Genomic DNA, 25,058 nt, shown 5'->3' on the forward strand with positions numbered 1-25,058 from the left:
TTGAAAAGGCATGATTACATAAACGGCGAAAACAAACGGCAAAAACTCCACCATGCGCGCTGGATTATCGATTGTTCGTTAAACCACGAAAGTTTGTATTCGCTGCACTTTTGCTGGTCTTCGGCAAAAAGATACGCATATTTTTGTGTAAAAAACTCATCGTAAAAAACAACATTGGTTTCGTAGTGCAGTTCAAAACTGCGGCAATCTATATTGCACGAACCTATGGTTAAAATCTTATCGTCTATAATGATGGCTTTAGCGTGAATAAAACCGGGATATCGGTAAAAACGCACGCCGAACGGAAGCATTTCGCGCATAAAGGCAAAAGCCGCCGCCCGTACATAAAATTTATCCCATTCGCCGGGTACCATAATGCGTACATCTATTCCCGAATTGGCAGCTATTTTTACGGCTGAAAAAAATGCCGCGTCGGGGGTAAAATAGGGTGTTTGAATAAAAATACTTTTTTTTGCGCTCATAATCATGCGTATCATTGCATCTTTTATTTCCGTTTGTGCAAGGTTATCCGGTCCTGAAGATATTACTTGCGTTGGAATGCGCGACAGTGCAGAGGGAACATCCGTTTTAAGTTCTTTTAATATGTGTGCGTTTGCCGAATTGATTTTCTTTTGCATAACCGAAGGAGATGGCCAGGACTTTACGGAAAACTTTTTTTTACCGCTTGCCACCGCATACCAATCGATGACAAATGAACTTAAAAGCGAAAGAACGCAGCTTCCCGTTAAGCGTAAGTGAGTATCGCGCCAATGTACTTTGCCCAAGTCTGCATATTCGTCGCCGATATTAAAACCGCCGGTGTATGCTATTGTTCCGTCTATAACGACGATTTTACGGTGATTGCGGAAATTGAGCGACCAAGGACTGCCCGTTTTTATTGCAAAAAACGGTAAGCTCATACCGCCTGCTTTATCGAGCTGTGAAAAAAAAGAGCGCGGCGTGGTAAAAGAACCCATATCATCGTACAAAAGCCGTATTTCAAGACCCTCTTGCGCTTTTTTGCACAATAAGTCCAAAAGTTTTTGACCTGTTTGATCGTTATGTATAATAAAGTATTGTAAGTATATAAAAGTTGTCGCTCTTTCTATATCGCGGAACAGCGCTGTAAATTTTTCTTTTCCTGATGTAAAAAGTTGTGCCGTTTCGGCAAAGGTAACCGGGCTGTTTCCGTATACAAGGTTTAAATGTATAAGGGAGCTGTATTCGTTCATAACGGTATTAGGCAAAGTACCGGATTGCGAAGCAAAAAAACTTTGTTGTGCTTGCATAAGCTGTGCAGTTTCGTCTTTTATATATTTTTTTGCAATTCCCATTTTGCGGGTTTTTGTAAAAAAATGACCGCTGAATAAAAAGTACAGTACAATGCCGATACCGGGCAAAAAGCTGAATGTCAGTATCCATGCAAAGCGTCTGCCCGAATCCCGTTTTTCAAAAAATAAAACAAAAACGATAAACGTGTAGTTTATAATAGTTAAAATACCGATGAACACCGACCAAAAATTTTCCATATCTTTTTAACCGTTTTTTATTGAAACAGCGCCGCTCCTATGCGGACACTGATATCGTGCGTTCTGTTTTCGCCGTATGCATAAGCCGATGAAATTATCGGTGCAACAATAGAGCGCGGCAGTAAAAAGACAATATCCGTACCGCAATGTATACTGCCTAAGGCGCGGATACTTTGTGCATTAAACGGCGAAAAATATGCCGTCCACAAATGAACGGAAACAAAACTTTTTTGAAACGATGCTGCAGCTCCCGTTTTAAGACAGCCTTCAAAAGGAAACAATATACCTTGTTCGCTTCCGAACACTATTTCTTGCGATAAGTTTATAAAAAACGAACCGAGCCGTATGCCGGCAATACCTCCTGCGGCAAGTCCGGCTTCATTAAACACGCTTGAATGCCGCTCTGATACGTACCCGTAACGCAGTATACCGCCGTAATACTGGTTGTGCCGCCGTCCGGCTGCTTTTACGCTTAAGTTTACCGTAAAGGGAAGTGTTTTTTTTTCTTGTACTTCAACCCCAAAGCGGCACGATGTTTCAAGCCATGTTTTGGGTGTTGTTGCAATCCCGATAAAAAAAGGAGCGGCTTTAAAGCCGTCCGGTACGGAAAAAGATGCAGCGCCGCTTGCAAAAGAAACAAGGGTGTTTTCGGGCATAATGCGCGGGCTTGCAACCAAACCCGATGATACGCCGCCTGCGCTTATCGGCGCCAACGGGTAAAAGATCGACCGGTCGATTTCTATGTTTAACGTGTGCGATACATACGGCGTATCGGATGCATCCGGCTCATCGGGCACATTGTACGCATTGGACACAGCCGGCTTATCAGGCGTACCGCTTTCGTTTGCTTTTTCCCAATGCTCATCGGGTGTGCCTTCTATGTGCGCGCGGTATGTACCGTCTTGCAAAAGCACGCCGTTATTGTCCGTACCGTTCCATGTGCAGCTTTGTTCCCAATCGGTAAAGTTTCCCAAAGGCTGCCGGTATACCGTAGTGCCGTTATCGTTTTGTATTTTCAAAACGCCGCTTCCCGGTGCGGAAACGGAAAAGTTCATGCGGCACACGCCCAATGCTCCCGGATTGTGCGGATTAAAGCTTGCAGCGGCGCAAGAAAAGGAGGTAATGTCGAATTGAGCTTTTGGTAAATGCAGTTCGGTTTGTACTGCCGTTTCGGGAAACACGTATACCGAGGTGCTTGCACTTTCCCAGCCGAATTTTTTAGCTTCTACGCTGTGGTAGCCTTCTGGCGCTTCAAGAATAACAAATTCGGTTTTACCGTTTTGTTTGAGCGTATACGCTTTGTTTTTTTGAGCCGTCAGCAGCTCCCCGTCAAAGTACAGTAAAACGTTTTCTTGATCGGCACTGATAAAAACGCTTCCGGTAATGCGCTGCATTTGTGCATAAATGGTATATGTGCTTGCAGCATTTAAACTGCATTCATATGTTTTTGTATACCAGCCTTTTTTTTCAAGCCGGACGCTGTATATTCCCGGTACCATATTTTCAAGCGTTAAAGGTGCAAAACCTTTGTATACGCCGTTTACGTAAACGTTTGTGCCTGCAACGCTTGAGCGCACGTACAGCACCGCTTGTGTGCCTTTGCTTTGTTGAGCGGATTCTGTTTGTTCTTGTGCGCTCAAATTTGCGGGGGATAAGGTGCTAAGCACGGTTAAAACGAGCGGCACAAAAAAATATAAAATTAAACGGATAATCGATATGCACCGGCTTTTTTTCATACAAACATATTACTCTATTTGTCTTTGAAAAACCAGTCCGTTTTCCATAAAACTAAAATAATCTGCCGGTGTTACGATAATATGGTCCAACACGTGTATGCCCAATATGTTTGCCGCTTTAAACAAACGCTTGGTTATATCGATGTCGTTGTCGGACGGGGCGCTGTTTCCCGACGGGTGGTTGTGAGACAAAATAACCGCCGCCGCGCGCTCTTTTAAAGGTTCGGCAAATACTTCACGCGGGTGAATAAGCGTCCGGTTAAGAATGCCGACGCTTACCGTGCGTATATTCATTACTTCTTGAGCTCCATTTAGTGAAATGCACAAAAAGTGTTCTTGTTTTTCGAGGGTATAATGGCGGATAAGAGGCAGTACGTCGGCAGGACCGTATATTTTTATACCCTTTGATGAATGAAGTCTTTTGCCCAGTTCCAGCGCGGCGGCGATAAGGCACGCTTTTCCTTCGCCGATGCCGCGTATGTTTAAAAGTTTGTCTAACAGATTTTCCGCATCGGCGGTTTTAACGGTATGCAGTACGGTGCCGGCAAGCTTTCGTACCGGAGCGCCCGCACTTCCGCTGCCTAATAAAATCATCATTAATTCCAGCGTGCTCAACGATGTTATACCGTAAGAAAGCATACGTTCTCTAGCTTGCGGCTTTTTTTCGTTTTCACTTGCTATTTTAGATAAAGAATACGTGTATTCACCCATAAATGCCTCCTTACTATATTAATGTCGCACGAGTAAGTTTTTTTTTGAATTTTATTGCGCATATTGCAATTTTTTTTAATAAAAAGTATGGTACAGCAATGAAAACCTTGTTTTTATATAAACCCCGTAGTGTTTTAAGTGCCGCTGCAAGCGTGTATAACCGAAGCGTGCATCAAACAGTCTTTCCTTTACCGGCATTCGGCATAAGTATGCGGCTGTGTGCCGCAGTTTTTGCAAGTTTGTGTTTTTCCGCTTTGTTTTTTTCTTGCGCTTCGTTTAGGGGACGCGCAGCGTATCCGTCGGTTATTATTGCGGACAAGGGAATAAAGACGAGCGCTTCTTTAACTGCATTTTTTTTAAACGAAGTGGACTTTGCCGATAAAGACAAAGTGCGCCGCTTGGCGAATTTATATATACAAGAATGCGCTTTGGAAGGGATTAATTCGGACATTGCGTTTGCCCAAATGTGTTTGGAAACGGGCTTTTTGCGTTTCGGCGGTTTGGTGAGCGAAGATATGTATAATTTTTGCGGTTTGGGCGCAATAGACGAAAACGAGCGCGGCTGCCGTTTTGAAAGCGAAAGCGAAGGAGTGCGTGCTCACGTTCAGCATTTAAAAGCGTACGGCAGTACTGAAGCGCTTGTTATGCCGCCGGTCGATCCGCGCTATAAATGGGTTACCCCCAAAGGTAAAGCACCGAGCGTATACCTTTTATCCGGTACATGGGCGGCAGACCCTTCATACGGCAATAAACTTGCCGGTATTTTGGAACGCATGGCGGCGTTTTAATTTTAACTTATTACGGTACCTACAAAATTTTGTTCGTTTAAAACGGCAAGGATATTGTTTATGTCTTTACCGCCTGCGCAAATAACGGAAATGCCGTCTTGTTCGGCACGTTTGCTGGCTACCGGATCAAACGGGCAGTTTTTACCGGGTACCCATTCGTCTCCGACCATTTTTCGAAAATCGCTCCAGCCGATACTGTCCAAAGGCTGTGCGTTCGGATTGGTTTTGGGGTCGTCCGTGTAAATCTTTTCTATATTTGAAAGGTTTATTATTGTTTTTGCGCCGAAACGCTCGGCTAAATAAACGGCATCCGTGTCGGTGGAAAATCCGGGTTTCCATCCAGAAGCAACCAATATGCGTCCGCTAAATTCAATCGAAGCTGTCGGATCGTTTATAACTTCTTGAGTGCACAATCCCGAAAAGATAGCTTTTAAAAGCTGTGCATTCATTTTTGTTGCAGTGATTCCAAGCCAATCGGCTTCGTCGGCATTGTACAAAGAAAGAGCTGTCGTGTGCGAACCTGCACTTGCAATTGAACAAACGTCGCGGTATGCTTTTTGGTATATGCGTGCGGGGCCTCCGCCGCCTGCCACAAGGATAAGTTTTCGCTCTGCGTTTTCATCGAGCCACGAGCGGATCATAGCGCTGAATGCCGTTAAAAAAGCCGTGTCGGGTTCTCCCGGACAGATAATCGAACCGCCTACCGATAATACTTTAACCATAGCTGCCTCCTTGCTTTTTTCGGTTAATAGATGCCTGCAACGACGGCGTCTTGCCAATACGAACTGTATTTAACGGTTCCTGCCGTCGCTTCTTCCCAAATCGATTGCAATGCATAGGATTTGGGGCGGTATACTTTTTTTCCGTTTATGTGAGCCGGTTTGATATTGTTCCAACCGCGCGAAAAAGTAATGTGTTGTGCATCCAAATTACCGAAATAAAATTGTGCAGGATTTTCCTGTTTTTGGAACGCTTTGTACGAAAGCCCTGCGCCCAGTGCGGGGTCTGCCGGTATCCAGCCGATCCCTTCAATGTAAAAATCGCACCACCAGTGGTTGCGGCTTTTCATATCCGAATCTACTAAAATACCGCCGTTTATAACCGCAGGAATTCCTACTGCACGAAGTAAAGCAGTGTACAGTACTGCGTAATCGTATGCGTCGGCTTTTTTTGTTTTTAAAGCGTTTAATGCCGGAGTGTCGGTTTTATTCAATTCGCTTTTTATACGCAAATTTTCTATCAGCCATTCGTATAAAGAAGAAGCTTGCAGCCACGGATTTTTTTCTTTTTTGACGATTGAAGCTGCCAATTCCGTTATACGCTCATCGTCTGCAGGGATAAGCGCATTGGCTTTTAGATAGTTTGTGTACAGTTTTTGTACGGCGGCGCTATAAGGTTTTACTTGAGCGCTTTGTATGCGGCTTTGAATCCCATACACGCTTATAACAAAATCATGGGAAAAAGTTAATTTTTTGCCCGAAGCTTCATTAAGCGTTACTTGATGAACGAGCGTATTCATATAGCCGCAAAGAGACGGTTCCGGTTTTGAACTTAAAATTTGTACCGAATGTTGAGAAGCGGTGGACGGCGGCAGTGGTATAAACAATGTAAGCGTAGCGTTTGCTTCAGCTTCAGCTTCGGCAACATTGGCAGATACGTTTACCGAATAAGTGCGCATATCGGTGTAGGTTTTGCTTCCCGGTCCGTTTGCCACCGTGTACGCATAGCCTTCGCTTTTTCCGCGCGGCGTTTGCACATACATATTGCCGCTGACAGCTCCGTCCGGTATGCGTACTTGTACTTCGTTGTCGCTCCAAAACTGATAGTCGGCATCGAATTCGGAGCAGCGAATAAGCCGGCGTTCTTGATTTTTATCGGATTCCGCCGCTGTAAATAAAACCTGTGAAACGCCGCGCAAAGTACCGAAATTGGTTCCTGTTACGGTAATAAGTGTGCCGACGGCGGCTCCATTTTTTTGTACGGCTTCGATAACAGGAATCGTTGTTTGTGAATTGTGTTTAACGGGTACGGGGGTGGTTTGGCGGTTTGCAAATATAAGCGCTTCGGAGCGCCCGCTTTCGGTAATTACGTATACCATACCGTCGGCAACATTGTAGGGTAAAACGGCCCGAATTGCCGTATCCGTCCACGATATGTACGAAGACGCCGTTAAACGTTCGCCGCCGATTTCCACAAAACAATTTGTTTGTTTTGTGCCGAAGTGTTTACCGGTTAAAGTTATAATTTCGCCCGGCTCTCCGACAGCCGGATTTATATCGGTTAAAACAGGCGCATAGCTTTTTTGTGTTGAGAAAAAAAAGAAAAGCAGTACGACAAAAGCCGCCGATACGATGATTGAAAGCGTTCTGTACAACGGATATTTTTGGAACTTATACGCAAAATACTTAAAAAAGTTCACGGAACCGAAGCCTCGGTTAACGTTGCATTTACCGGTAACACATTAACCGTTTGGTACGGCGAAAAAAGGCTTGTCATATCTGAAACGCCGGACAGCGGAATATATATTTTTACGTTGTCCGCTTGCAGTTCCGGCTGGAATACGTTTACGGATGTTAGTTTTGGCATATCAAGCGTAATTTTATAATCGGTGCCGAGCGCCGAAGCAAGAGAAGCAGCTTGTACCGTATCGTTTGCAAGTATGCCGCGCTGTTGAATCGGTACGGCGTTTACGTTTGAAGAGCTGATCGTAACGATTTGAGGAACAGTGGTTTTAAATGCCGAAACAGCAAAGGGCAGGGTAACGGCAAAAACAAGAGCTGCCGCTGCAGGAAGCAGTTTAAGCGCAAGAGAAGAAAAGCTTTTGTTCGGAAACACAACCGAAGTATAGCTTAATCGCGCTTTTAAGCGTACATAGCCTTCTTCCAATTCCGTTGCATTTAATTCCAAAGTTTCGGCATCTTTACACAACTTAGTGTGCAGTGCCGAGTACGTGTCCAAAACCTTACGGCACTTTGGACAGTGCAACAGGTGCGTTTCAAATTCCTTTTTAAAACGCTCCGGCAATTCATTGTCGGCATACAAAGAGTAAATATCTTTACTGGGGCAGGTAGACATCGTCTTCTCCTATAAGTTTTGCGAGCTGTTCTCTCGCTCTAAAAACTCTTACTTTAACATTCCCTTCGGTAATTCCCAAAACTCTGCCTATTTCCTTATAATTCAATTCGGCATATTCCCTTAAAATCAAAACCATTTTAAGGTTTACCGGCAATTTTTCCAAAGCGCTACGTGTATATTTTACCGCTTCCGCTTTTAGAAGTTCGGTTTCTCCGGAATCGGTTTTGCGCTGGTCTTCTTTTAAAACCCGCTCGTACGCCCGGTACTCCCGTGTTTTCCGTTTTGCATAATTCAGTGAAGCGTTTTTTACCACCCTGATAAGCCAGTACTTTGCGTCGTCCATTGAAGGAAATACCAGCTTTTTTTCGTGCATTTTTATCAATGAATCGTGCACCAAATCTTCGGCGGCTTCTTCGTCGTTTACAATCCTGTAGGATATCTTAAACAACAAAGACATCAGTTCATTGTAAATTTTGCGGAAATCGCTTTCTTTTGCCGCATACACCTGAGTATCAAACAAGGCTTCCCCCGAAAAAGTTACAGCGTTTTTGTGTCTTTATACACGCTTCCATACGGTTCCCTGCGCCGTGTCTTCCAAAACGATGCCCTTTTCTTTTAAAAGGCTGCGTATTTCGTCGGCTTTTGCATAATCTTTACGTTTTTTTGCTTCCGTGCGCTCGGCAATTAAAGCTTCTATTTCGGCTTTTTGTGCATCGTTTTGCTGAGAAGCGCCGAGAGCCGGTGTTTGCACTTTGTCGGCTTGTTCAAGCGCCGTTTTTATAAGCTGCAGCCCCAGCACTTTGTCGGCTTCGGAAATAAACAGCAAACATTCGCGTGCACTCATTTCTTTGTTTTTAAGCGTTGTTTGCAGTATGCCGAGGGCGCGCGGTGTTGCCAAATCGTCTTCGAGTTCGTTTGTAAATGCTGTAAGCGCTTTTTGTCCTTCTTTTCCCAATGCATCGCGCACGCTGCCGGTAAACGGCGCATTTTTGTCGGCTTTTTGCGCCCACAGTTGGGCTTCGCTTCGCGTTAAACCTTCGGCAAATGCGCGTTCTGCCGTTTTAAGCGTGCGCTGTACCAAAGCTTTGCGCGCATTTTTTGCGCTGTCCATAGCTTCGTAAGAAAAAGCAAGCTGGCTGCGGTAATGACCGCCTAAAAGAAACAGGCGGTAGTCGAGCGCGTCGTAACCGTCGTCGATTAATTTTTGCAAAGTTAAAAAATCTCCGGACGATTTGGACATTTTACCCTTGTCTACAACTAAAAACTCGTTGTGCAGCCAATAGCGTACCCACTGTTTGCCGGTAGCGCCTTCTGATTGCGCTATTTCGTTGGTGTGGTGAATGGGTATGTGGTCTATACCGCCGGTGTGAATGTCGAATTGTTCGCCCAAATATTTTATACTCATAGCCGAACATTCGATATGCCAGCCCGGATAACCGGTTCCCCACGGTGAATCCCATACGAGCGCTTGGTTTTCAAATTTGCTTTTGGTAAACCACAATACAAAATCGTAGGGATTGCGTTTGTTTTTATCCACATCGATACGTGCGCCGGCTTTTAAATCATTTAAATTCAAGTTAGCAAGTTTGCCGTAGTCGGGGAAGGTTGCCACATCAAAATACAAATTGCCGCCGGACATATATGTGTGCCCGTTTTTTTCAAGCCGTTCGATTAAAGCAATCATATCGGCAATGTGTTCTGTTGCTTTGCATACGGTAGTGGGGCGGCGTATGTTTAAGCGGTCTATGTCGCGGAAAAAAGCTTGCGTGTAAAAGTCTGCTATTTCCAAAACCGACTGCCCGCGCTCTTTTGCCGTTTTAAGCATTTTATCTTCGCCGCTGTCTGAATCTCCGGTTAAGTGCCCTATGTCGGTGATGTTCATAACGTGGTTTACCGTATAATCCAAAAAACGCATAACGCGGTCGAGGGTGTCTAAAAATACGTAAGCGCGCAAATTCCCTAAGTGTGCGTAGTTGTATACCGTCGGTCCGCAGCCGTAAAATCCGCACGAACCTGCGTGAAGCGGTGTAAAATCTTCGATTTTGCGTCCCATTGTGTTGAATAACCGTAAAGCCATAACTTTCTCCGTTGCACCCTTTATATTTAATGACGCTTGTATTATACTAAAAGCCTTATGACTAATCTACGCAAAATAGCGGAAATTTGCAATACATCGCCAAATTTTCGATGCAAAATGCGTTACGACGAGCCTTTACGTTTTTATACGACGTTTAAAGTAGGCGGAAATGCCGAAGTTTTTGCACAGCCGGAAAACATCAAAAGTTTTATGCATTTACTGTGTATTCTTAAAACGGAAAATGTACCGTTTTGGGTTTTGGGAGGCGGTTCAAACGTCGTTATTTCGGATACGGGTATTACAGGTTTTACTGTAACTACCTCGTCTTTAAACCGTATAGAGGCGAACAACTCGAGTGCTTTGGTTGTTTGCGAAGCCGGCTGCAGTTTTGAAAAATTAACTGCCTTTTGCTGTGAAAACGGGCTTTCCGGTCTTGAAGAATTTGCCGGTTTGCCCGGAAGCGTCGGCGGGGCAGTCTATATGAACGCTCGCTGTTACGAAAAATCGATAAGCGATGTGCTTGGATATGCGGATTATTTTGTTCCCGTATCCGATCCAGCCGTGTCTACACCAAACTTATCCGCGCATAAGGTTGACATTTGCGGCGTAAAAAACAGTGATTTGCCGCCTTTGTGCCGCTATAATATAAACTGTGCCGATTGGGATTACAAAAAATCCCCTTTTATGCCGGCTCCCGGTTCGGCACAACGCACACTGTGCAATGATGCGTTGTGCGCTGATACGCCTTGCGGTGCTATATCTTGCAGCGAACATCCGGTTATTGTAAAGGCGGCTTTTAAAGTGTGTGCGGCAGAGCCTAAAACCGTTGCACAAAAAAGCCGTTTTTTTGTGCAAGACCGCGAAAAAAAAGGACAGTTCCGCTATCCTTCGGCAGGAAGCGTTTTTAAAAACAACCGTACATTCGGTAAACCTTCCGGCAAATTAATTGATGAAGCGGGATTGCGGGGCTTGCAAATCGGACAAGCGCAAGTAGCTCCGTGGCACGGGAACTTTATAATCAATTTGGGCGGTGCTTCTGCCGATAGTATTAAAGAACTGGTAAAACGGATACAAACCGAAGTAAAAAAACACAGCGGGCACGAACTGGAATGCGAAATTTTATTTTATTGACCGCAGCTCTGTCGGATTTTGTATTTTTGTAGGAGAAAAAAAATGCTGCAATTAGCATTTGTAAATTTCAAAAAAGATTCTTATTTATCGGTCGAAGGTAAACCGAAAAACGACTGTTTTTATATTATTCAAAGCGGAAAAGTCCGCACGTTCAGACAAAACGATCCTACACCCGATGCGGCAAGCGTGTTGGGGCCGGGAGATTTTATAGGCGTTGTTTCATGTATGTCTTTGCACAGTCAAATAGAAAGCGCCGTTGCCTTAACCGATGTTACCGCCATTTCTGTAGAAAGAGAGCAGTATCCGGAATTGATTGCCAAAAACACTCCCGTTGCCATGAAAATTATCCGCACGTTTGCGCATAAAACGCGTATGGTAAACGAAGTGCTTACTCGGCTTACTCTTAAAAACACGCTTAACTCTTCTCCCGAACAGTTGTATACGATAGCCGCTTACTATGAAAAAACGGGAAAAACGAATGTAGCCGTATACGGTTATTATCAGTATCTAAAAGAATGTCCTGCCGGAGCAAATGTAGAAGAAGCAAAAAAGCGCTTTGTTGCGCTTAAACCCAAATCGCAAGCCGTATATTTTGAAACTCCTGCAGATACTACAAGAAATTATCCTAAAGACACGATGATATTTTCGGAATGCCAAACCGGGCAGGATATGTTTATTATTCAAAGCGGGCAAGTGAAAATATCAAAAATGGTTGACGGTAACGAGGTGATTTTAGCGGTTTTGCAAAAAGGTGATTTTTTCGGCGAAATGGCATTGCTTGAAAACAAACCCCGTTCGGCAAGCGCAATAGTCCACGAGGACTGTACGCTGATGACGATAAACCGTCAAAACTTTGACAGAATGGTTGCAACACGCCCGCAGCTTATAGCCCGTTTGACTACAACTCTTGCCGACCGTTTGTGGTCTATGTCGCGACATTTGATAAATGCGCAAATCGCCGACCCCGTGTTTCAATTGTTCGATATGCTTGCTTTACAATTGGAAAAAAAACGCATTCCTACAGGTCCGGGAACAAGCTATCAATTCGATCTTACCCCTTACGATTTGGCGAATATGTGCGGTATTCCCAAAAAACGCCAAGCGATTGCTTTGGGGCATTTTATGCAAGATTCCCGTGTGCGTTTGGTTTCCAATAAAATTTACATTGCCGACTGTCATGATTTGATAAAAGCGTCGGAATTTTACCGCAAACAAAAACATTACATACCGGCAGGCTGATTTATGCGAATACGGACTTTTTTTGGTGTGCCGGCGTTTTTTGTATGCGCCGTTTTTATGCAAAATCTTTTGTGCGCTCAAGCGTCCCGTTTTACGCCGAATTCGTTTGTGCGTCCCGACGGGCAAAAAAAAGAACCGCCTGTTTTGGAAATTGCCGAAAATCCTAAAACATTGCCGCAAGGTTATCGTTCAATTAAATTAGGTATGAGCGTAGAAGAAACAAAAAAAGCGCTTAAAGCCGATTCTTTGTTCGGTTACCGCGGAGAGCGCGATGTGTCTTTGCTGCCCGGCGAAAACCGCATGCTTATAGAAACAAGCTCGGACGGTTATTTGGAACGCTGTTGGTTTCAGTTTTATGAAGATAAACTGTATACTATTATTTTGAATTTTAATCCGGAAAAAATGGATTTTTATTCGATATTTAACCGCCTGTTATCAAAATACGGCGAGCCGGAAAATCTTTCGCCGGAAATCGTACGCTGGCAAGACGAGCGGGTATTGTTGAGTCTGGAACGGCCGATCAGTGTTAAATACATAGACCGCGAAGTTTTTGACAAATTAGCGGATATGAGCAGGGTTGAACAAACCGTTTTTGAAAACATACGCGACGGTATTTTGGAGGCTTTATGAAAAAATACGCTTTTTTATACAGCCGCTTTTTGTGCATTTTTCCCGCGTTTTTGTTGTTTTTTTTGGCGTTTTCCGTTTCGTGTACGGCTCAAGGTAAATATAAATTGGAAAAAAAAGAGCTGACAATAACGCGAAGCGACGGTACAACGGTTAGCATACAAGCGGAACTTGCCAAAACCGAAAAGCAGCGGAATTTCGGCTATATGGAACGCACTCATATTCCTAAAGGAACGGGTATGCTGTTTATATTCGAGCAGGATCAGATTTTGCGTTTTTGGATGAAAAATACGCCTTCTGCGCTTTCCATAGCTTTTATCGATTCGCGCGGGACTATACGTGAATTGTTTGATATGACGCCTTACAGTCTTGCAAACGTCAGTTCTACGGTATCTGTGCGCTATGCACTTGAAGTGCCGCAAGGCTGGTTTTCTGCAAATGGTATTGTACCGGGGTGTACCGTCTCTTTGCCGTAAAGCACGCGGGTAAGCAGCAGTCTACGCTAAGCTGTTATTTTTGCAGCGGCGAGCCTTCCAAATCTTCAAGCGCTTTTTTTGCTATGCGGTCGTTCGGATCGAATTCCAAAACCGCCGAAAAGTAACTGCGCGCTTGTTCTGTTTTGCCTTTTTTAAGCATTAAAAAGCCTAGGTTAGACATTATTTTAGTGTTTTCCGGTTCGCTTTTTAATGCTTGCAACAAATGTTTTTCTGCTTGTTCATAATTTTGCAATTCCATAAAACAAATGGCGAGTTCGTTATACGTGTCGCCGTTTTCGCCGCCGCACGCTAAGCATTGCTCAAAAGCCGCTTTTGCATCCTGCCATCTTTGTAACCGGCGCAGCGCCCAACCGAGCAAAAACCATGCGTTCCATACCGTAGGATTTTTTTCCAAAAAACGGCGTATGTAATCCAAAGCTTTTTCTTCTTGTCCCATAGAGATAAAATCATATGCCGATTTAAACAGTTCATCGTCTAAATTACGCTTGCCGATGTCGAATACAATTTCTTTTGCCCGGTCAATTTTATAGCGCACGTTTTCGTTTTTTTCGTCGTCGTTCAAAGACGAAACGAGGGTAAGGTAGGTTTCAAAGCAGCTTTTACCTTTTACAAAATTTTTTTGTTTAAGGTAAAAAAATCCTGCGTTAAAAAAAGCATCCGGAACAACCGATTCGCTTTCCATAGCCGCTTTATAAAAGCGGTGAGCGCTTTCGTCGTATGCGTCCGCATCTTCGTTTAAACCGGAACGGCGGTACGAATCCGCTCTTTGGTCAAAAAAAAGCGCACTGTTCAGTATGGTTGCAGGGTCTTCCGGATCAAGTCCGCGTAGGGCGGAAAATATTTCTTCGGCTATTTCGAAATCTTCATTTTTTGCTTTTAAAATTGCCGCTTCGGTTAATTCTTCTTTTATGTGCGGTTTTGCCGATGTAAGCAAACTGCGGTAATATGCGGTATGTTCGTTTGCCGTATCGTAAGCGAGCACGGTTAAAATACCGGCAAAAATCTGTTCTTTTGTCAGCGAAGCAATATCGAATTGAGCGCTGCCGGCTTCTTTTTGCACGGGAAGCGGAATGGCCGTGTCTATATGAAAAGCTTGGGAAGAAAGAGTGAAATTTTCCGGTACACGGATAAAAATAACCGATTCTAAAGGATTTGCAGGATTCACCGCTTCTCCTAACCGTTTGTACCGGCTGCATTCGAAACATTTTGTGCGGGGCTTGCATTTCCGGTAGGCGCAGGAATGGGCGCCGTAGAAAACGGTGCTGTAGCCGCTGTCGGCATAGGAACTACCTTTGACTGTGAGCCCGGACTTTGCTGAGTTTGCTGTGCTATCGAATTGAGCATTTTTTGTCTTACCGCGGTAAGGCAGTTGTTGATGTGTACTTTATATGCGATGGGAACTTCTGCGTCGTTAAATTTTATAGAGAGTGTTACCAATTCTTTTCTTTCTTCAACGGGTTCCGCTTTTATAATTGTGCCGTTTAAAGTAACCGTTTCGCGCGGTTCGTCGAATTCCAATTGTAAAACCGCTTGTTTGTCTTTTAAAAATTGTGCTACACCCATCATAATAATTTTTGCTCCGGAAAAAGACAAATCTCTTACAATACAGTTTCGCGGTACGTTTTGTACGAGCAAAACGGTTTCTTCCCGCAATAAAGACAGCCGGCGCTTCGATTCGGGCGTAATGGCGATACGCTCTTCTTTTCTGCGGATAAAGTTTGTGTTTGTTTCCAGTATACGGCCGATTATTTCAATAAGATCGTCAGGCGGTTTTGAATTAAAGGTGAGCGTTGCGATAGCCAAATCGCGGGAGTTCATATAGTTTTCGATTCCGCTGACATGTGCGTTTACAAAAAAACTCATTGATTCGCCGTTTTGGTCGGTAAAAAAGAAACGCAAACTAACCGGTGTATTCGGCTTTTGAATTGCCGCGTATGCGCCGCCTCTGGTTCCTATGATAATGCGCGAAGCAAGCAGAGAAGACGAATTGATAATGCAGGGCCACTGACCTTTATTGCATTTAATATAAATTTGACGGGGATCGAGGTGCAGCGTTTTGATGATTTCTTTTGAAAAAACAATTTCCGTGTCGCGATACAAATCGTAAAAACGGGTTATTTGCTGACTTGTTAACAGTCCCATGCGTGTTATAATAAATTAAAAAAAATAATTGGTCAATCGCTTTTTCGGCGGGTTATTATGCTTTCACTGGCGGTATACAATACCCAAACAATTTGCCGCTTTGCGTATGCCGCGTATTGACAGTTTTGGGAAACCGCGCACAATTAAATTAACCGAATGTCCGCCGTCCATTTGCAGCGCGCGCACGGCTCCGGCGTTTTTAAGTATTTGTGCACATTCCGTAAACGATAAACCCGTGCTGCGAAGGTTTTTTTCTACGCATAAAATATAAAGCGTTAAACCGTCTGCACTTATGCCGATCGCCGTGCGCGCTTCGCGGATGTTTTTAAATTTTTTTATGATACCGTTTTCGCTTGAGGGAATACCGTCTACTATGTTTGCGCCGTCCAAAATCGTCCAAAAGCCGCCGAATGCAAAGTGTGCGCCGCTTAATTCCGCTTCGTTTTGACTGTCGGCAATAAAAGCTCGTTTATTTTTATCGAAATACAGCGCCGCGTACTTTGCGTTTGCTTCTGATACGGTGTGCCCTTCGTATACGTATATGCCGCGCAATTCCCGTTTATTTGAAAAAACACAGCCCGTGTAAGCAAAAGGAGATGCGTTTATTGCTACCGCTGTGCCTTTTTTTTTAGCCCATGAGCTTACCGATACCGCTGCTACCGTGCTCGTTCCGTATTTTTCGGGCTGTGTTCCCGTAATGTCGATTGCATTGTCGGCAAGGTTTATGCACACTAAAGAATAAGCAAGGGGAATGGTTTTGTATGTGCGGCGTATGCATTGTACCGGCGGCACGATTGTCTGCCATTCGCCGCTTGCAGCATCGATTTTATCATTGACGGCAGCGGCAACGGCTGCTGAACGCGCGGCAGATTTGGCAGTTTCAGCCGTGTTTGCACTGTCGGCAGTACGTGCTGTACCGTCGGCATTGTCGCTATTAAGCGCGGTATTTTTGTCGTTTTCAGCGGCATGGGCGTTTGCAGGTAGGGCATGGGTGTCCGCCGTATCCTTTGCCGGAAAACCGGTATGTGCGGCAGTTGTACAGCTTACTGTTGTAAAGAGAATGAGCGGAAAAAGGGTAAGTATAAAAAAAAGCCTCAGGAGCAAACCCGAAGCTTTTTGTAAGCGGCGCATATCAGTACGAACCGTGCGCCGAATCCCGTGATTTACGGTTTTTTTTCATCAATTTACGCTGGAGCGTTTTGTTTTTGCGATTTTGGATAGTAGAGGGTTTTTCGTAGTACTCCCGTTTTTTCCATTCGCGGATAATTCCTTCTTTTTCAACCATGCGCTTAAAACGTTTTATAGCTTTTTCAAGGTTTTCGGAATCATCTATAATGATGTGAGCCAAGTGTAATCACCCCCTTCCGGTTTTGTGTAATGCCGGACGCTCAGTATGGCATAAAATATTTTTTCGGTCAAGAGAGTTGATTGATAGAGAGCGGATTGAAAATAAGCTAAATCGACAGAACGTTCTGATAAGTGCTGCCAAGATAGTCACCGAAGATTTGACATTGCAATGTATTTTGTATTATAGTAGAAAAAATATATTGGAAAATAGCAGAGGTGGTTTTATGAAAAAAAGAAATTTTGTATGTACTGCCATTTGGGCAGCTCTTGCCGTGTTTGCCGTATTGACAGGCTGTTCAAAAATTCAAAAAAAAGACAGCTTAAAAATCGGCGTGCTGCAATTAGTCGAACACGATGCGCTTGATTCGGCTTTCCGCGGTTTTAAAGATGCACTGGAAGAAGCCGGTTATTTTGACGGTAAAAATATTGAAATAGATTATCAAAATGCACAGGGCGAGCAGGCAAATTGCCAAACGATAGCGCAAAAATTTATAAACGACCGCTGCGATCTTATTTTGGCGATTGCAACTCCTGCAGCTCAAGCTGTTGCCAATCTCACCGATACAATTCCCGTTTTGGTAACAGCGGTAACCGATCCAGAATCGGCAAAGTTGGTAAAATCGAATGCCAAACCCGGAACAAACGTAAGCGGAACTTCCGATTTAACCCCTGTTGAAGCGCAGATAAAATTGCTTAAAAAAATTGCTCCGGATATGCAAAAAGTTGCTTTTTTGTACAGTTCGAGCGAACAAAATTCGGCTTTTCAAATAAATATTGCAAAAAAAGTATGTGAGCAAATCGGTTTGGCATATATGGACGCAACCGTTTCCAATTCAAATGAAATTCAGCAAACGGTGCAAAATCTTGTCGGCAAAGCGGATGCAATTTATGTGCCTACCGACAATATGGTTGCCGCAGGTATTACGACTGTCGGGATGATTGCCCGAGACGCAAAAATTCCGGTTGTATGCGGAGAAGAAGCGCCGGTAATGCGCGGCGGGCTTGCGACATACGGTATAAACTACTACGAGTTGGGAAAATTAACCGGAAACCAAGCGGTTGAAATTTTGCGCGACGGCAAAAAGCCTGCCGATATGCCGATAGAGTATGTGGATACTTTTAATTTAACCGTAAACGAAGATATGGCGCGCGATATCGGTATAAGTATTCCCGCCGATTTGCGCTGATACGTTCGGTGCTGCAATAATGGGCTTTTTGCTTGCCGTACAAGGCGCCGCTTCCCAGGGGATTTTGTGGGGAGTGATGAGCTTGGGCGTTTTTATTACATTTAAAGTACTTGATTTTCCGGATTTAACGGTAGACGGCAGTTTTGCGCTCGGAGGAGCTGTAGGTGCGGTTGCCGTATCGAGCGGTGTTCCGCCCCTGTTGTCTCTTGCACTCGCTTTTGTGTGCGGCACCGCAGCGGGAACGGTTACCGCTTTGCTCCATACCAAGTTAAAAATTCCGGCTATTTTAGCAGGTATTTTAACAATGCTTGCTTTATATTCGGTAAACATACGTGTTATGGGCGGCAAAGCGAATATTCCGCTTTTAGGTGTTGCAACCCTTATGCGTGATGTATCGGCTTTTACCGGATGGGATAAAAACATCAGTTCGCTGGCAAGCGGCGCTTTTTTTTCCGTTTTGATTATTGCGCTTTTGTATTGGTTTTTCGGAACGGAAATTGGAGCGTCAATCCGTGCAACGGGAACCAACGAAAGAATGATGAAAGCCCAAGGGGTTAATACGGATACGATGAAGCTGACCGGTTTGGCGCTTGCAAACGGATTAACCGCTTTATCGGGAGCTTTGGTTGCGCACGCTCAAGGCTATGCGGATGTGGGGATGGGAACGGGTGCTATTGTTATAGCGCTTGCCTCTATTATTATCGGGGATGTGCTGTTCGGCACGCATATAGCTTTTTGGTATACGCTTGCGGGTGTGGTACTCGGTTCGGTGGTGTACCGCATTATCATTGCCGCCGTTTTGCAATTGGGTATGAAATCCAGCGATTTAAAATTGCTGACCGCTTGTATTGTTGCCCTTGCGCTGTCAGTTCCGGTTTTTAAAAAAAGCGTTACGCGAAGCGGACGCACTCTCGGCTTTAGCCGGTTTAAGCGGGGAGAATAGCGGTATGCTTGTGTTATCGCATATAACTAAAACCTTTAACCGCTCAACGGTGAATGAAAAAAAAGCGTTGTGCGGTATAGATTTACATTTACAAGCGGGCGACTTTGTAAGCGTTATCGGCGGAAACGGAGCCGGAAAATCAACGCTTTTAAATTTGATTGCAGGCGTGTATACTGCGGACAGTGGAAATATTGTGCTGGACGGAATCGATATTACTTCTTTTAAAGAGTACAAAAGAGCTGCATATTTGGGGCGGGTGTTTCAGGATCCGCTGCAAGGAACTGCCGCAACAATGCAGATAGAAGAAAATCTTGCACTTGCATACCGGCGCGCAAAGCGGCGCACTTTGCGCTGGGGAGTGGGTACAAAAGAACGCCAGTTGTACCGCGAAAAGTTGAGCGAACTGGGTTTGGGGCTTGAAAACCGGATGACTTCAAAAGTAGGTCTATTATCGGGCGGTCAGCGCCAAGCGCTTACGCTTCTTATGGCAACGCTGCAAAAACCCAAATTGCTGCTTTTGGATGAACATACTGCCGCGCTCGATCCCAAAACGGCTCAAAAAGTACTCGATATAACCGAAAAAATCATAGAACGCGACAATCTTACCGCTTTTATGGTTACGCACAATATGAAACACGCCATCCGCTACGGAAACCGTTTGATTATGATGCATGAAGGGCGTATTATCTACGATGTGAGCGGGAAAGAAAAAAAGAATATACAAGTTGCCGATTTACTTAAAAAATTTGAAACCGTAGACGGTGCCGAAGCGCTAAACGACCGTATGTTGTTTGTATAAAACGGTATTTATTAAGGAGGAAAGTGTGGATATCCATAAAACAGCGGCATCTTTTGCCGGTAAACACGGTATAACCGTTAACGGTCCGGATATGGATTCGCTGATTGATGCGCTGCTGTGCGATATGCAGCTCGGTTTGGACGGCGTTAAAACCGATTTTTCCGGTACAACCGGCGCAGCGGGTACGGCTTGTGCGGAAAACTCAGCAAATGCTGCGGGTGCTGCTTATGCTTGCCCTCTTACTTCATCTTTGGAAATGATTCCCACATGGAAAACTCCTCCGCAAGAACCGGTAAAAAACGAGCGCGTTATCGTTATAGATGCCGGCGGCACGAATTTCCGCTCATGCTTGGTATCGTTTGATCATACCGGAGCGGCTTCTATAAGCGACTTTGAAAAATGTGCAATGCCGGGAATAGAAAAAGAGTTGAGTAAAAAAGAATTTTTTAATGCGATAGCCGCGAATTTGGATCATTTAAAAAACAAAGCTGCAAAAATAGGTTTTTGTTTTTCGTATGCTATGAAAATTACAAAAGACGGCGACGGTCAAGTGCTCAGTTTTTCAAAAGAAATAAAAGCAAAAGAAGTTATCGGCTCTTTTGTCGGCTCAAGTCTTTCTGAAGCTTTGGTACAGCGTGGATGGAAAAAACCGGAAAAAATCGTACTTTTAAACGATACTGCCGCTGCTTTGCTTGCGGGAGCTTCTACCGCTTCATCCTGCCGCCGTTACAGTTCGTATGCAGCTCTTATTTTGGGAACGGGTTTAAACACTGCATATATGGAGTACGACGCAATCCCAAAAATCGGGCAAAGTGACGACCTTACGCCGCATACACAATCGAAAGGGCAAATTGTCGTATGTGAATCCGGTATGTTTGACAAAGTAGTGCGAAGCGATTTTGATATTGAATTCGATAAAACAACGCAATCGCCCGGCAGCTACGTAATAGAAAAAATGTGTTCCGGAGCTTATGTAGGAGCCGTCGCTTCTCGTGCGGTGCACGGGGCATGCCGCGAAGGTTTGTTCGGAAAAAACGCAAGCAAAGCGTTAACTGCATTAGGCGAGTTTTCTTTATACGATATGGATCGCTTTTTTTATACGCCGTTTTGTACGGATACCGTTTTGGGAGCGGCTCTTGTACATTCGGATGAGCGCGACTATAACATGCTGTATGTGCTGCTCGATATGTTTGTCGATCGTTGTGCACGCTTAACCGCTTCTCTTGTCTCTGCTGCGGTAATTAAAACCGGGCGGGGTAAAGATCCTGTGCTGCCGGTAGCTGTTTTATGCGAAGGGACGACTTTTTATAAAACGTATAATTTGCGTTCGCGGATTATGGGCTATTTGGATGAACTTTTGTTGCGTAAAAGACATATATACTATGAAGTCCTTTCGCTCGATAACGCCATTACTTTGGGTACGGCTGTTGCGGTGTTTTCGTAAAATTGCCCTTTGTGCCGGTTGGTTATTTTTTTTCAGCGCTTTGTTTGCTCAAATACAGCCGGCAGCACACGTATCGCTTTTTAAAAAACTTTCGGTAATTAAAACCCAATACTTTGATATTATTTTTCCCGTGCAATCGGAAAAATCAGCCCGTCATCTTGCTTTACATGCTGATACCCTATACGAAAAACTGTGCGATGCTCTTTTACTCGATACGCACTCACTTTTCGGGAAAACACGTTGTCCCGTGCTCATTACTCCCGAATACGATGTTTTAAATGCATATTTTACCGTTGTGCCGTACAACCGCATTGTGCTGCGCGATTGTGTACCCTCATCTTCGTTTGCCGTTTTTTCAGATACGCTTGTGTCGGTTTTTTATCACGAATTGGTACACGCCGTTACGCTGAATATAAAAAGTCCTTTTTGGCATGGAACTTCAGCCGTTTTCGGCGATTGGGTTTCGCCGTCTTTATTGCTTAATTTTCCGACTTCGTTTGTTGAAGGCGCTGCGGTGTCTTTTGAAAGTATGGACGGCGAGGGCAGGCTGAACGATAATTACAGTTTACACGTACTGCGCCAAGCTAAAATCGAAGATAAATTTCCCGATTGGCGCGATGTTGCAGGCTCTTATTCACTGTATACCGACGGTTCTTTGCCGTATATGTTCGGCGCTTCTTTTTCTTCTTTTATTCAAAAAAAATACGGCATGCGCTCTTATGCCGACTTTTGGAAAAACGGCGGAACTTTTTATCCTTTTAAATTATCTGCCGGAATTTTTAAAAAAACATACGGTATTTCGCTGACGCAAGCGTGGAACGATTTTAAACAAACGCTTGTAAAGCCTGCCGTAGCGGAGCACGGGGTAAACCCCTTGTTTGCTCAAAAAAGCTCTGAATACCGCGAAAGCAAAAAAGGCAAGCATTTATACACGTGTTTAACCGCTTCGTCTTCGGCTATCGCATGGTACGACGCAGCTTCTTTTTCGGTGTTTACTGCACAAACTGTAAAAGACGGCAGGAGCGGAAAAAACGGCAATATAAAAAAGAGTTTTTTGTATACATCGGATTTGCACGAACGTTTGTCGTTTTCCCGCGACGGAAAATTTTTAGTTTCTTCCGGAGCTTCGGGCGGCTCAAAAGCGGTGCATACCGTGCGCGTATACGATTGCGAGCGTGGTAGTTTTGTTGCAAGTTTTAAGCATATTCGAGACGGTGCAATCGTTACCGCTGCCGGCGGAAAACAATTGCTTGCCGGAATTGAAACGGACGGTGCGCAATCTTCGCTTGTGCTTTACGATTGGGAATATATAGCGCACACAGAGCGCCGCCGAACGGTGCATAAGGATGGGCGGCACAGTACGCACGGAGGCGGTACGCCTTTACTGCCGCTTGTACGTATTCCCTTTGAGGCAAACTCTTTGGTGTTTGAACCGACAGACGCAGGAAACGGGCGCATTGTATGCATTGTCCGTTCGGGGGTGCATACCTGTCTTTTTATCTACGATACCGCAAACGGCACAAGCGCGTATTACCGTGTGCAAAAAGCTATACAAACGGGCGGGCAAAGTTCCGCCGGGCAAGCGGACTTTGATCTTTCGCTTTATGATGCACAGCCGGTTTTGTCTTCGTTGTCGGTACAAAACGGAAAGCTGTACGTTTCCTGTGCGCTTACCCCGTATACGCAGCCTGTTTTAGCGTGGCTTGATACTTCCTGTTTGCATACATCCGATACTGTGTTGGAGCAAGGTACGGGCGCAGTGCTTTTGCACGTACAGGATACCCAATTTTCGGGCGGTGTTTTTTGCCCCGTTCCCTTTGCCGGCGGCATAGCTTTTATTTCGCGTTTTTACGAACACCGCAGTTTATCTTTTTTTGAACCGCATAGTGCCGATATGAACAGTTCGTATGCACTGCAGTTATTCCCTGCGGACAACAAAATCCGTCCGGAACACAAGCAAGCGGCGTTTACAGATCGAATGGCGTTTACAACAGGATTTACAGCAAATTTTACCGCCGAATATGTCCCCTACCATCCCTTGCACTACATGAAAAAGGGGATGATTATTCCTTTGGCAGGCTCGCTGAACATGGACGCTTTAAAACCCTACGTAAGCGATATTATGCCGCTCGGTTTTTCGGCTGCTACATCAGACCCTGCAGAGCGCTTTGTTTTATCTTGCGGGGCAGGTTTTAATGTGGAGTCAAAAAATGCCGCGCTGAGCCTATCGGCTTCAGGCAGCGAAAAAGCTTTTACCTTTGCCGCCGATGCGTATGCCGAAACAAAAACCGATAAAATCCAAAACATAAGCACCCGGCTGCATACGGGTTTCCGTATTCCCGTTGTTTCAGATTTTAACAGTTTGTATATCCAAAACAACACATTTGCATTGTACCGGCTTAACGGCGATACGCAAGTCCGCGCAGGGTATACTTTACTCGATGAAGCAAAGCTGGGCTTTGTCCGCACGCAAAAAACGGGCATCGGTTACTACGATGTGTTGAGCGCAGGAGTATCTTTTGTGCTGCACATGCATAAAAACTGGTCGGCTGAAGGAATCTCTTTTATGCCTGCTGTTTTTTATAATGCGTTTGAAACGTCGTTTCATTTTCCTTTTTTAATTCCGTTTAAAAATCCGCGCAATTTTACGCTCAATCTTCCTTTTTCGCTTGTAGCGCGCTACTATATCAATGCCCGAACAAACGTGCACATCGGTGCAACTGCAGTTCTTTTTTCTTGCGATATTCAAAAACCGCTTCCGTTTGCACCGATTTTTTTCCGCCGCCTAACTTTTGACGGCGGAGCGGAATGTAAGTGGCTGGATGCGTATGAAAGGACGCAGCTGAGCGTTCACACTTCTTTGTTTACAACGTTTACGTTTAATTCAGGCTCTGCAGTTGCTTTCCCGATCGATATGGGGGCTGCAGTTTTATGGTCGCCCGAGCAAAAAGATATGCACGGTTTTTCAGTGCGTTTTAAGTTTAGCGTAAAACGGTAAAACACGGAATGCCGGTGCAAAAGCTTTGCCATTTATACGGTGCTTTTTATGCGCCGAGCGGATTTTTTAATGGGGCGTTTAAGCTGTCCATCTGTACATACCGATAATCATACAGTATAATAGTTTATCGGTTACATCCGAACAGGAGGCTGTTTTGGCACGGGGAGTCAGTATCGGAAAAACGCTGGCAATGCTTGTTTTAATACTCATATTAATTCTGGGCGGTATGCTGTGGTTCGATTATTTGGGCGTGCTCAATGCAAAAAAAATATTTGCTCCGGTGTACCGCTTGTTCGGACTGCAAGTGCAAACTTCCGTTTCCGATATGCAAAACGACGCTTCGTTAACTGCCGATTTGGATGAAGACCGCTTGGCAAAACGCTTGGAAGCGTTAAATGTATACGCCGAAGAACTTGATAAACGCGAGCAGGATATTGCGGCAAAAGAAGCCGAAAATCTGCAAATAACGCAAAAATTGGAAGAAATGCGCGTTGCACTGGAAGAACGCGAAAAAACATTCAACAATGAAGTAAAAAAGTACGATGATAGAAATGTAAACATCGAACAAAACGCAAAAAATTTGAACAGTATGCGTCCTGCCGATGCGGTAGAAATACTGAACGCCATGGACGATCAAGACGTTATCGATACTTTGCGTAAAGTTGAAGAGATGGCTGCCGCCGCCGGAAAGAATTCGCAAGTTTCCAACTGGTTGTCTATGATGCCCCCCGAACGGGTAGCCGCTCTGCAGCGAAAAATGACGAATAAACCGTTATCCATACAATAAG

23 protein-coding genes are annotated in these 25,058 nt (G+C 44.6%); 11 read left to right on the forward strand and 12 right to left on the reverse strand.

What is annotated here, in order from left to right; translation table 11 throughout:
- Window positions 1-14: 14 nt before the first annotated feature.
- From cls to radC, 3 genes are read right to left on the reverse strand one after another with little or no spacing between them, the layout of a single operon-like run.
- On the reverse strand, window positions 15-1,529 hold the full coding sequence (gene cls / locus HMPREF9193_RS10805) for a cardiolipin synthase (RefSeq protein ID WP_021687207.1): 1,515 nt from the start codon (window positions 1,527-1,529) through the stop codon (window positions 15-17).
- Between the two features lie 17 nt (window positions 1,530-1,546).
- On the reverse strand, window positions 1,547-3,265 hold the full coding sequence (locus tag HMPREF9193_RS06075; protein WP_021687208.1) for a PEGA domain-containing protein: 1,719 nt from the start codon (window positions 3,263-3,265) through the stop codon (window positions 1,547-1,549).
- A 9-nt stretch (window positions 3,266-3,274) separates the two neighbouring features.
- Window positions 3,275-3,976 carry a RadC family protein gene (gene radC / locus HMPREF9193_RS06080; RefSeq protein WP_021687209.1) on the reverse strand — a complete coding sequence of 234 codons (702 nt, stop codon included), beginning with the start codon at window positions 3,974-3,976 and terminating at the stop codon, window positions 3,275-3,277.
- 209 nt (window positions 3,977-4,185) lie between these two features.
- On the opposite strand from radC, the gene HMPREF9193_RS06085 reads away from it, so the two are divergent.
- Complete coding sequence (locus HMPREF9193_RS06085; protein WP_051306023.1) at window positions 4,186-4,764, forward strand: glucosaminidase domain-containing protein; 579 nt, start codon at window positions 4,186-4,188, stop codon at window positions 4,762-4,764.
- Window positions 4,765-4,766: 2 nt separating this feature from the next.
- Here the strand turns inward: HMPREF9193_RS06085 and pyrH are convergent, their stop codons facing one another.
- The 5 genes from pyrH to cysS are packed head-to-tail and all read right to left on the reverse strand — an operon-like array spanning window position 4,767 to window position 9,916.
- Window positions 4,767-5,486, reverse strand: coding sequence for a UMP kinase (gene pyrH, locus HMPREF9193_RS06090; RefSeq protein ID WP_021687211.1), 720 nt, complete (start codon window positions 5,484-5,486; stop codon window positions 4,767-4,769).
- A gap of 23 nt (window positions 5,487-5,509) precedes the next feature.
- A complete protein-coding gene (locus tag HMPREF9193_RS06095) occupies window positions 5,510-7,138 on the reverse strand; it encodes a transglutaminase domain-containing protein (protein ID WP_211227772.1) in 1,629 nt (542 codons plus the stop codon).
- 41 nt (window positions 7,139-7,179) lie between these two features.
- On the reverse strand, window positions 7,180-7,839 hold the full coding sequence (locus HMPREF9193_RS06100) for a zf-HC2 domain-containing protein (protein WP_021687213.1): 660 nt from the start codon (window positions 7,837-7,839) through the stop codon (window positions 7,180-7,182).
- Entirely contained in the window at window positions 7,820-8,359 is a 540-nt protein-coding gene (locus HMPREF9193_RS06105) for an RNA polymerase sigma factor (RefSeq protein WP_021687214.1), read from the reverse strand. The genes HMPREF9193_RS06100 and HMPREF9193_RS06105 overlap by 20 nt, the downstream gene beginning before the upstream one ends.
- Window positions 8,360-8,395: 36 nt before the next feature.
- A complete protein-coding gene (gene cysS, locus HMPREF9193_RS06110) occupies window positions 8,396-9,916 on the reverse strand; it encodes a cysteine--tRNA ligase (protein WP_021687215.1) in 1,521 nt (506 codons plus the stop codon).
- A 57-nt stretch (window positions 9,917-9,973) separates the two neighbouring features.
- On the opposite strand from cysS, the gene HMPREF9193_RS06115 reads away from it, so the two are divergent.
- Genes HMPREF9193_RS06115 through HMPREF9193_RS06130 form a run of 4 tightly spaced genes read left to right on the forward strand, consistent with a single transcriptional unit; the run spans window position 9,974 to window position 13,389 of the window.
- Entirely contained in the window at window positions 9,974-11,047 is a 1,074-nt protein-coding gene (locus tag HMPREF9193_RS06115; RefSeq protein ID WP_040847678.1) for a UDP-N-acetylmuramate dehydrogenase, read from the forward strand.
- 42 nt (window positions 11,048-11,089) lie between these two features.
- Complete coding sequence (locus tag HMPREF9193_RS06120; RefSeq protein ID WP_021687217.1) at window positions 11,090-12,286, forward strand: Crp/Fnr family transcriptional regulator; 1,197 nt, start codon at window positions 11,090-11,092, stop codon at window positions 12,284-12,286.
- 3 nt (window positions 12,287-12,289) lie between these two features.
- Window positions 12,290-12,916, forward strand: a complete 627-nt coding sequence (locus HMPREF9193_RS06125; RefSeq protein WP_021687218.1) for a hypothetical protein — start codon at window positions 12,290-12,292, stop codon at window positions 12,914-12,916.
- Window positions 12,913-13,389: a DUF192 domain-containing protein gene (locus HMPREF9193_RS06130; RefSeq protein ID WP_021687219.1), complete on the forward strand. Its 477-nt coding sequence runs from the start codon at window positions 12,913-12,915 to the stop codon at window positions 13,387-13,389. The genes HMPREF9193_RS06125 and HMPREF9193_RS06130 overlap by 4 nt, the downstream gene beginning before the upstream one ends.
- 34 nt (window positions 13,390-13,423) lie before the next feature.
- Here HMPREF9193_RS06130 and HMPREF9193_RS06135 read toward each other — a convergent pair whose 3' ends face one another.
- From HMPREF9193_RS06135 to rpsU, 4 genes are all read right to left on the reverse strand, one after another.
- The gene (locus HMPREF9193_RS06135) at window positions 13,424-14,575 is read right to left on the reverse strand and encodes a tetratricopeptide repeat protein (RefSeq protein ID WP_021687220.1); all 1,152 of its coding nucleotides are present in this window, start codon (window positions 14,573-14,575) and stop codon (window positions 13,424-13,426) included.
- 8 nt (window positions 14,576-14,583) lie between these two features.
- On the reverse strand, window positions 14,584-15,552 hold the full coding sequence (locus HMPREF9193_RS06140) for a PilZ domain-containing protein (RefSeq protein WP_021687221.1): 969 nt from the start codon (window positions 15,550-15,552) through the stop codon (window positions 14,584-14,586).
- A gap of 63 nt (window positions 15,553-15,615) precedes the next feature.
- Window positions 15,616-16,683, reverse strand: a complete 1,068-nt coding sequence (locus tag HMPREF9193_RS06145) for a phosphodiester glycosidase family protein (protein ID WP_021687222.1) — start codon at window positions 16,681-16,683, stop codon at window positions 15,616-15,618.
- 1 nt (window position 16,684) lies between these two features.
- Window positions 16,685-16,900 (reverse strand): 30S ribosomal protein S21, encoded by a 216-nt coding sequence (gene rpsU / locus HMPREF9193_RS06150; RefSeq protein WP_021687223.1) that lies wholly within the window; start codon window positions 16,898-16,900, stop codon window positions 16,685-16,687.
- Between the two features lie 223 nt (window positions 16,901-17,123).
- On the opposite strand from rpsU, the gene HMPREF9193_RS06155 reads away from it, so the two are divergent.
- The 6 genes from HMPREF9193_RS06155 (at window position 17,124) to HMPREF9193_RS06180 (ending at window position 25,057) form a co-directional block, all read left to right on the forward strand.
- Window positions 17,124-18,086: an ABC transporter substrate-binding protein gene (locus tag HMPREF9193_RS06155; protein ID WP_040847680.1), complete on the forward strand. Its 963-nt coding sequence runs from the start codon at window positions 17,124-17,126 to the stop codon at window positions 18,084-18,086.
- A 19-nt stretch (window positions 18,087-18,105) separates the two neighbouring features.
- Window positions 18,106-19,029, forward strand: coding sequence for an ABC transporter permease (locus HMPREF9193_RS06160; protein WP_021687225.1), 924 nt, complete (start codon window positions 18,106-18,108; stop codon window positions 19,027-19,029).
- Between the two features lie 4 nt (window positions 19,030-19,033).
- A complete protein-coding gene (locus HMPREF9193_RS06165; RefSeq protein WP_021687226.1) occupies window positions 19,034-19,828 on the forward strand; it encodes an ABC transporter ATP-binding protein in 795 nt (264 codons plus the stop codon).
- A gap of 25 nt (window positions 19,829-19,853) precedes the next feature.
- Window positions 19,854-21,272, forward strand: a complete 1,419-nt coding sequence (locus tag HMPREF9193_RS06170) for a hexokinase family protein (RefSeq protein WP_040847682.1) — start codon at window positions 19,854-19,856, stop codon at window positions 21,270-21,272.
- Between the two features lie 40 nt (window positions 21,273-21,312).
- Window positions 21,313-24,270 carry a WD40 repeat domain-containing protein gene (locus HMPREF9193_RS06175; RefSeq protein WP_156882466.1) on the forward strand — a complete coding sequence of 986 codons (2,958 nt, stop codon included), beginning with the start codon at window positions 21,313-21,315 and terminating at the stop codon, window positions 24,268-24,270.
- A gap of 154 nt (window positions 24,271-24,424) precedes the next feature.
- Entirely contained in the window at window positions 24,425-25,057 is a 633-nt protein-coding gene (locus tag HMPREF9193_RS06180) for a periplasmic-type flagellar collar protein FlbB (RefSeq protein WP_040847683.1), read from the forward strand.
- The last annotated feature ends 1 nt before the right edge of the window (window position 25,058 follow it).

This window comes from Treponema lecithinolyticum ATCC 700332, assembly GCA_000468055.1.
Classification (GTDB): Bacteria; Spirochaetota; Spirochaetia; order Treponematales; family Treponemataceae; genus Treponema_C; species Treponema_C lecithinolyticum.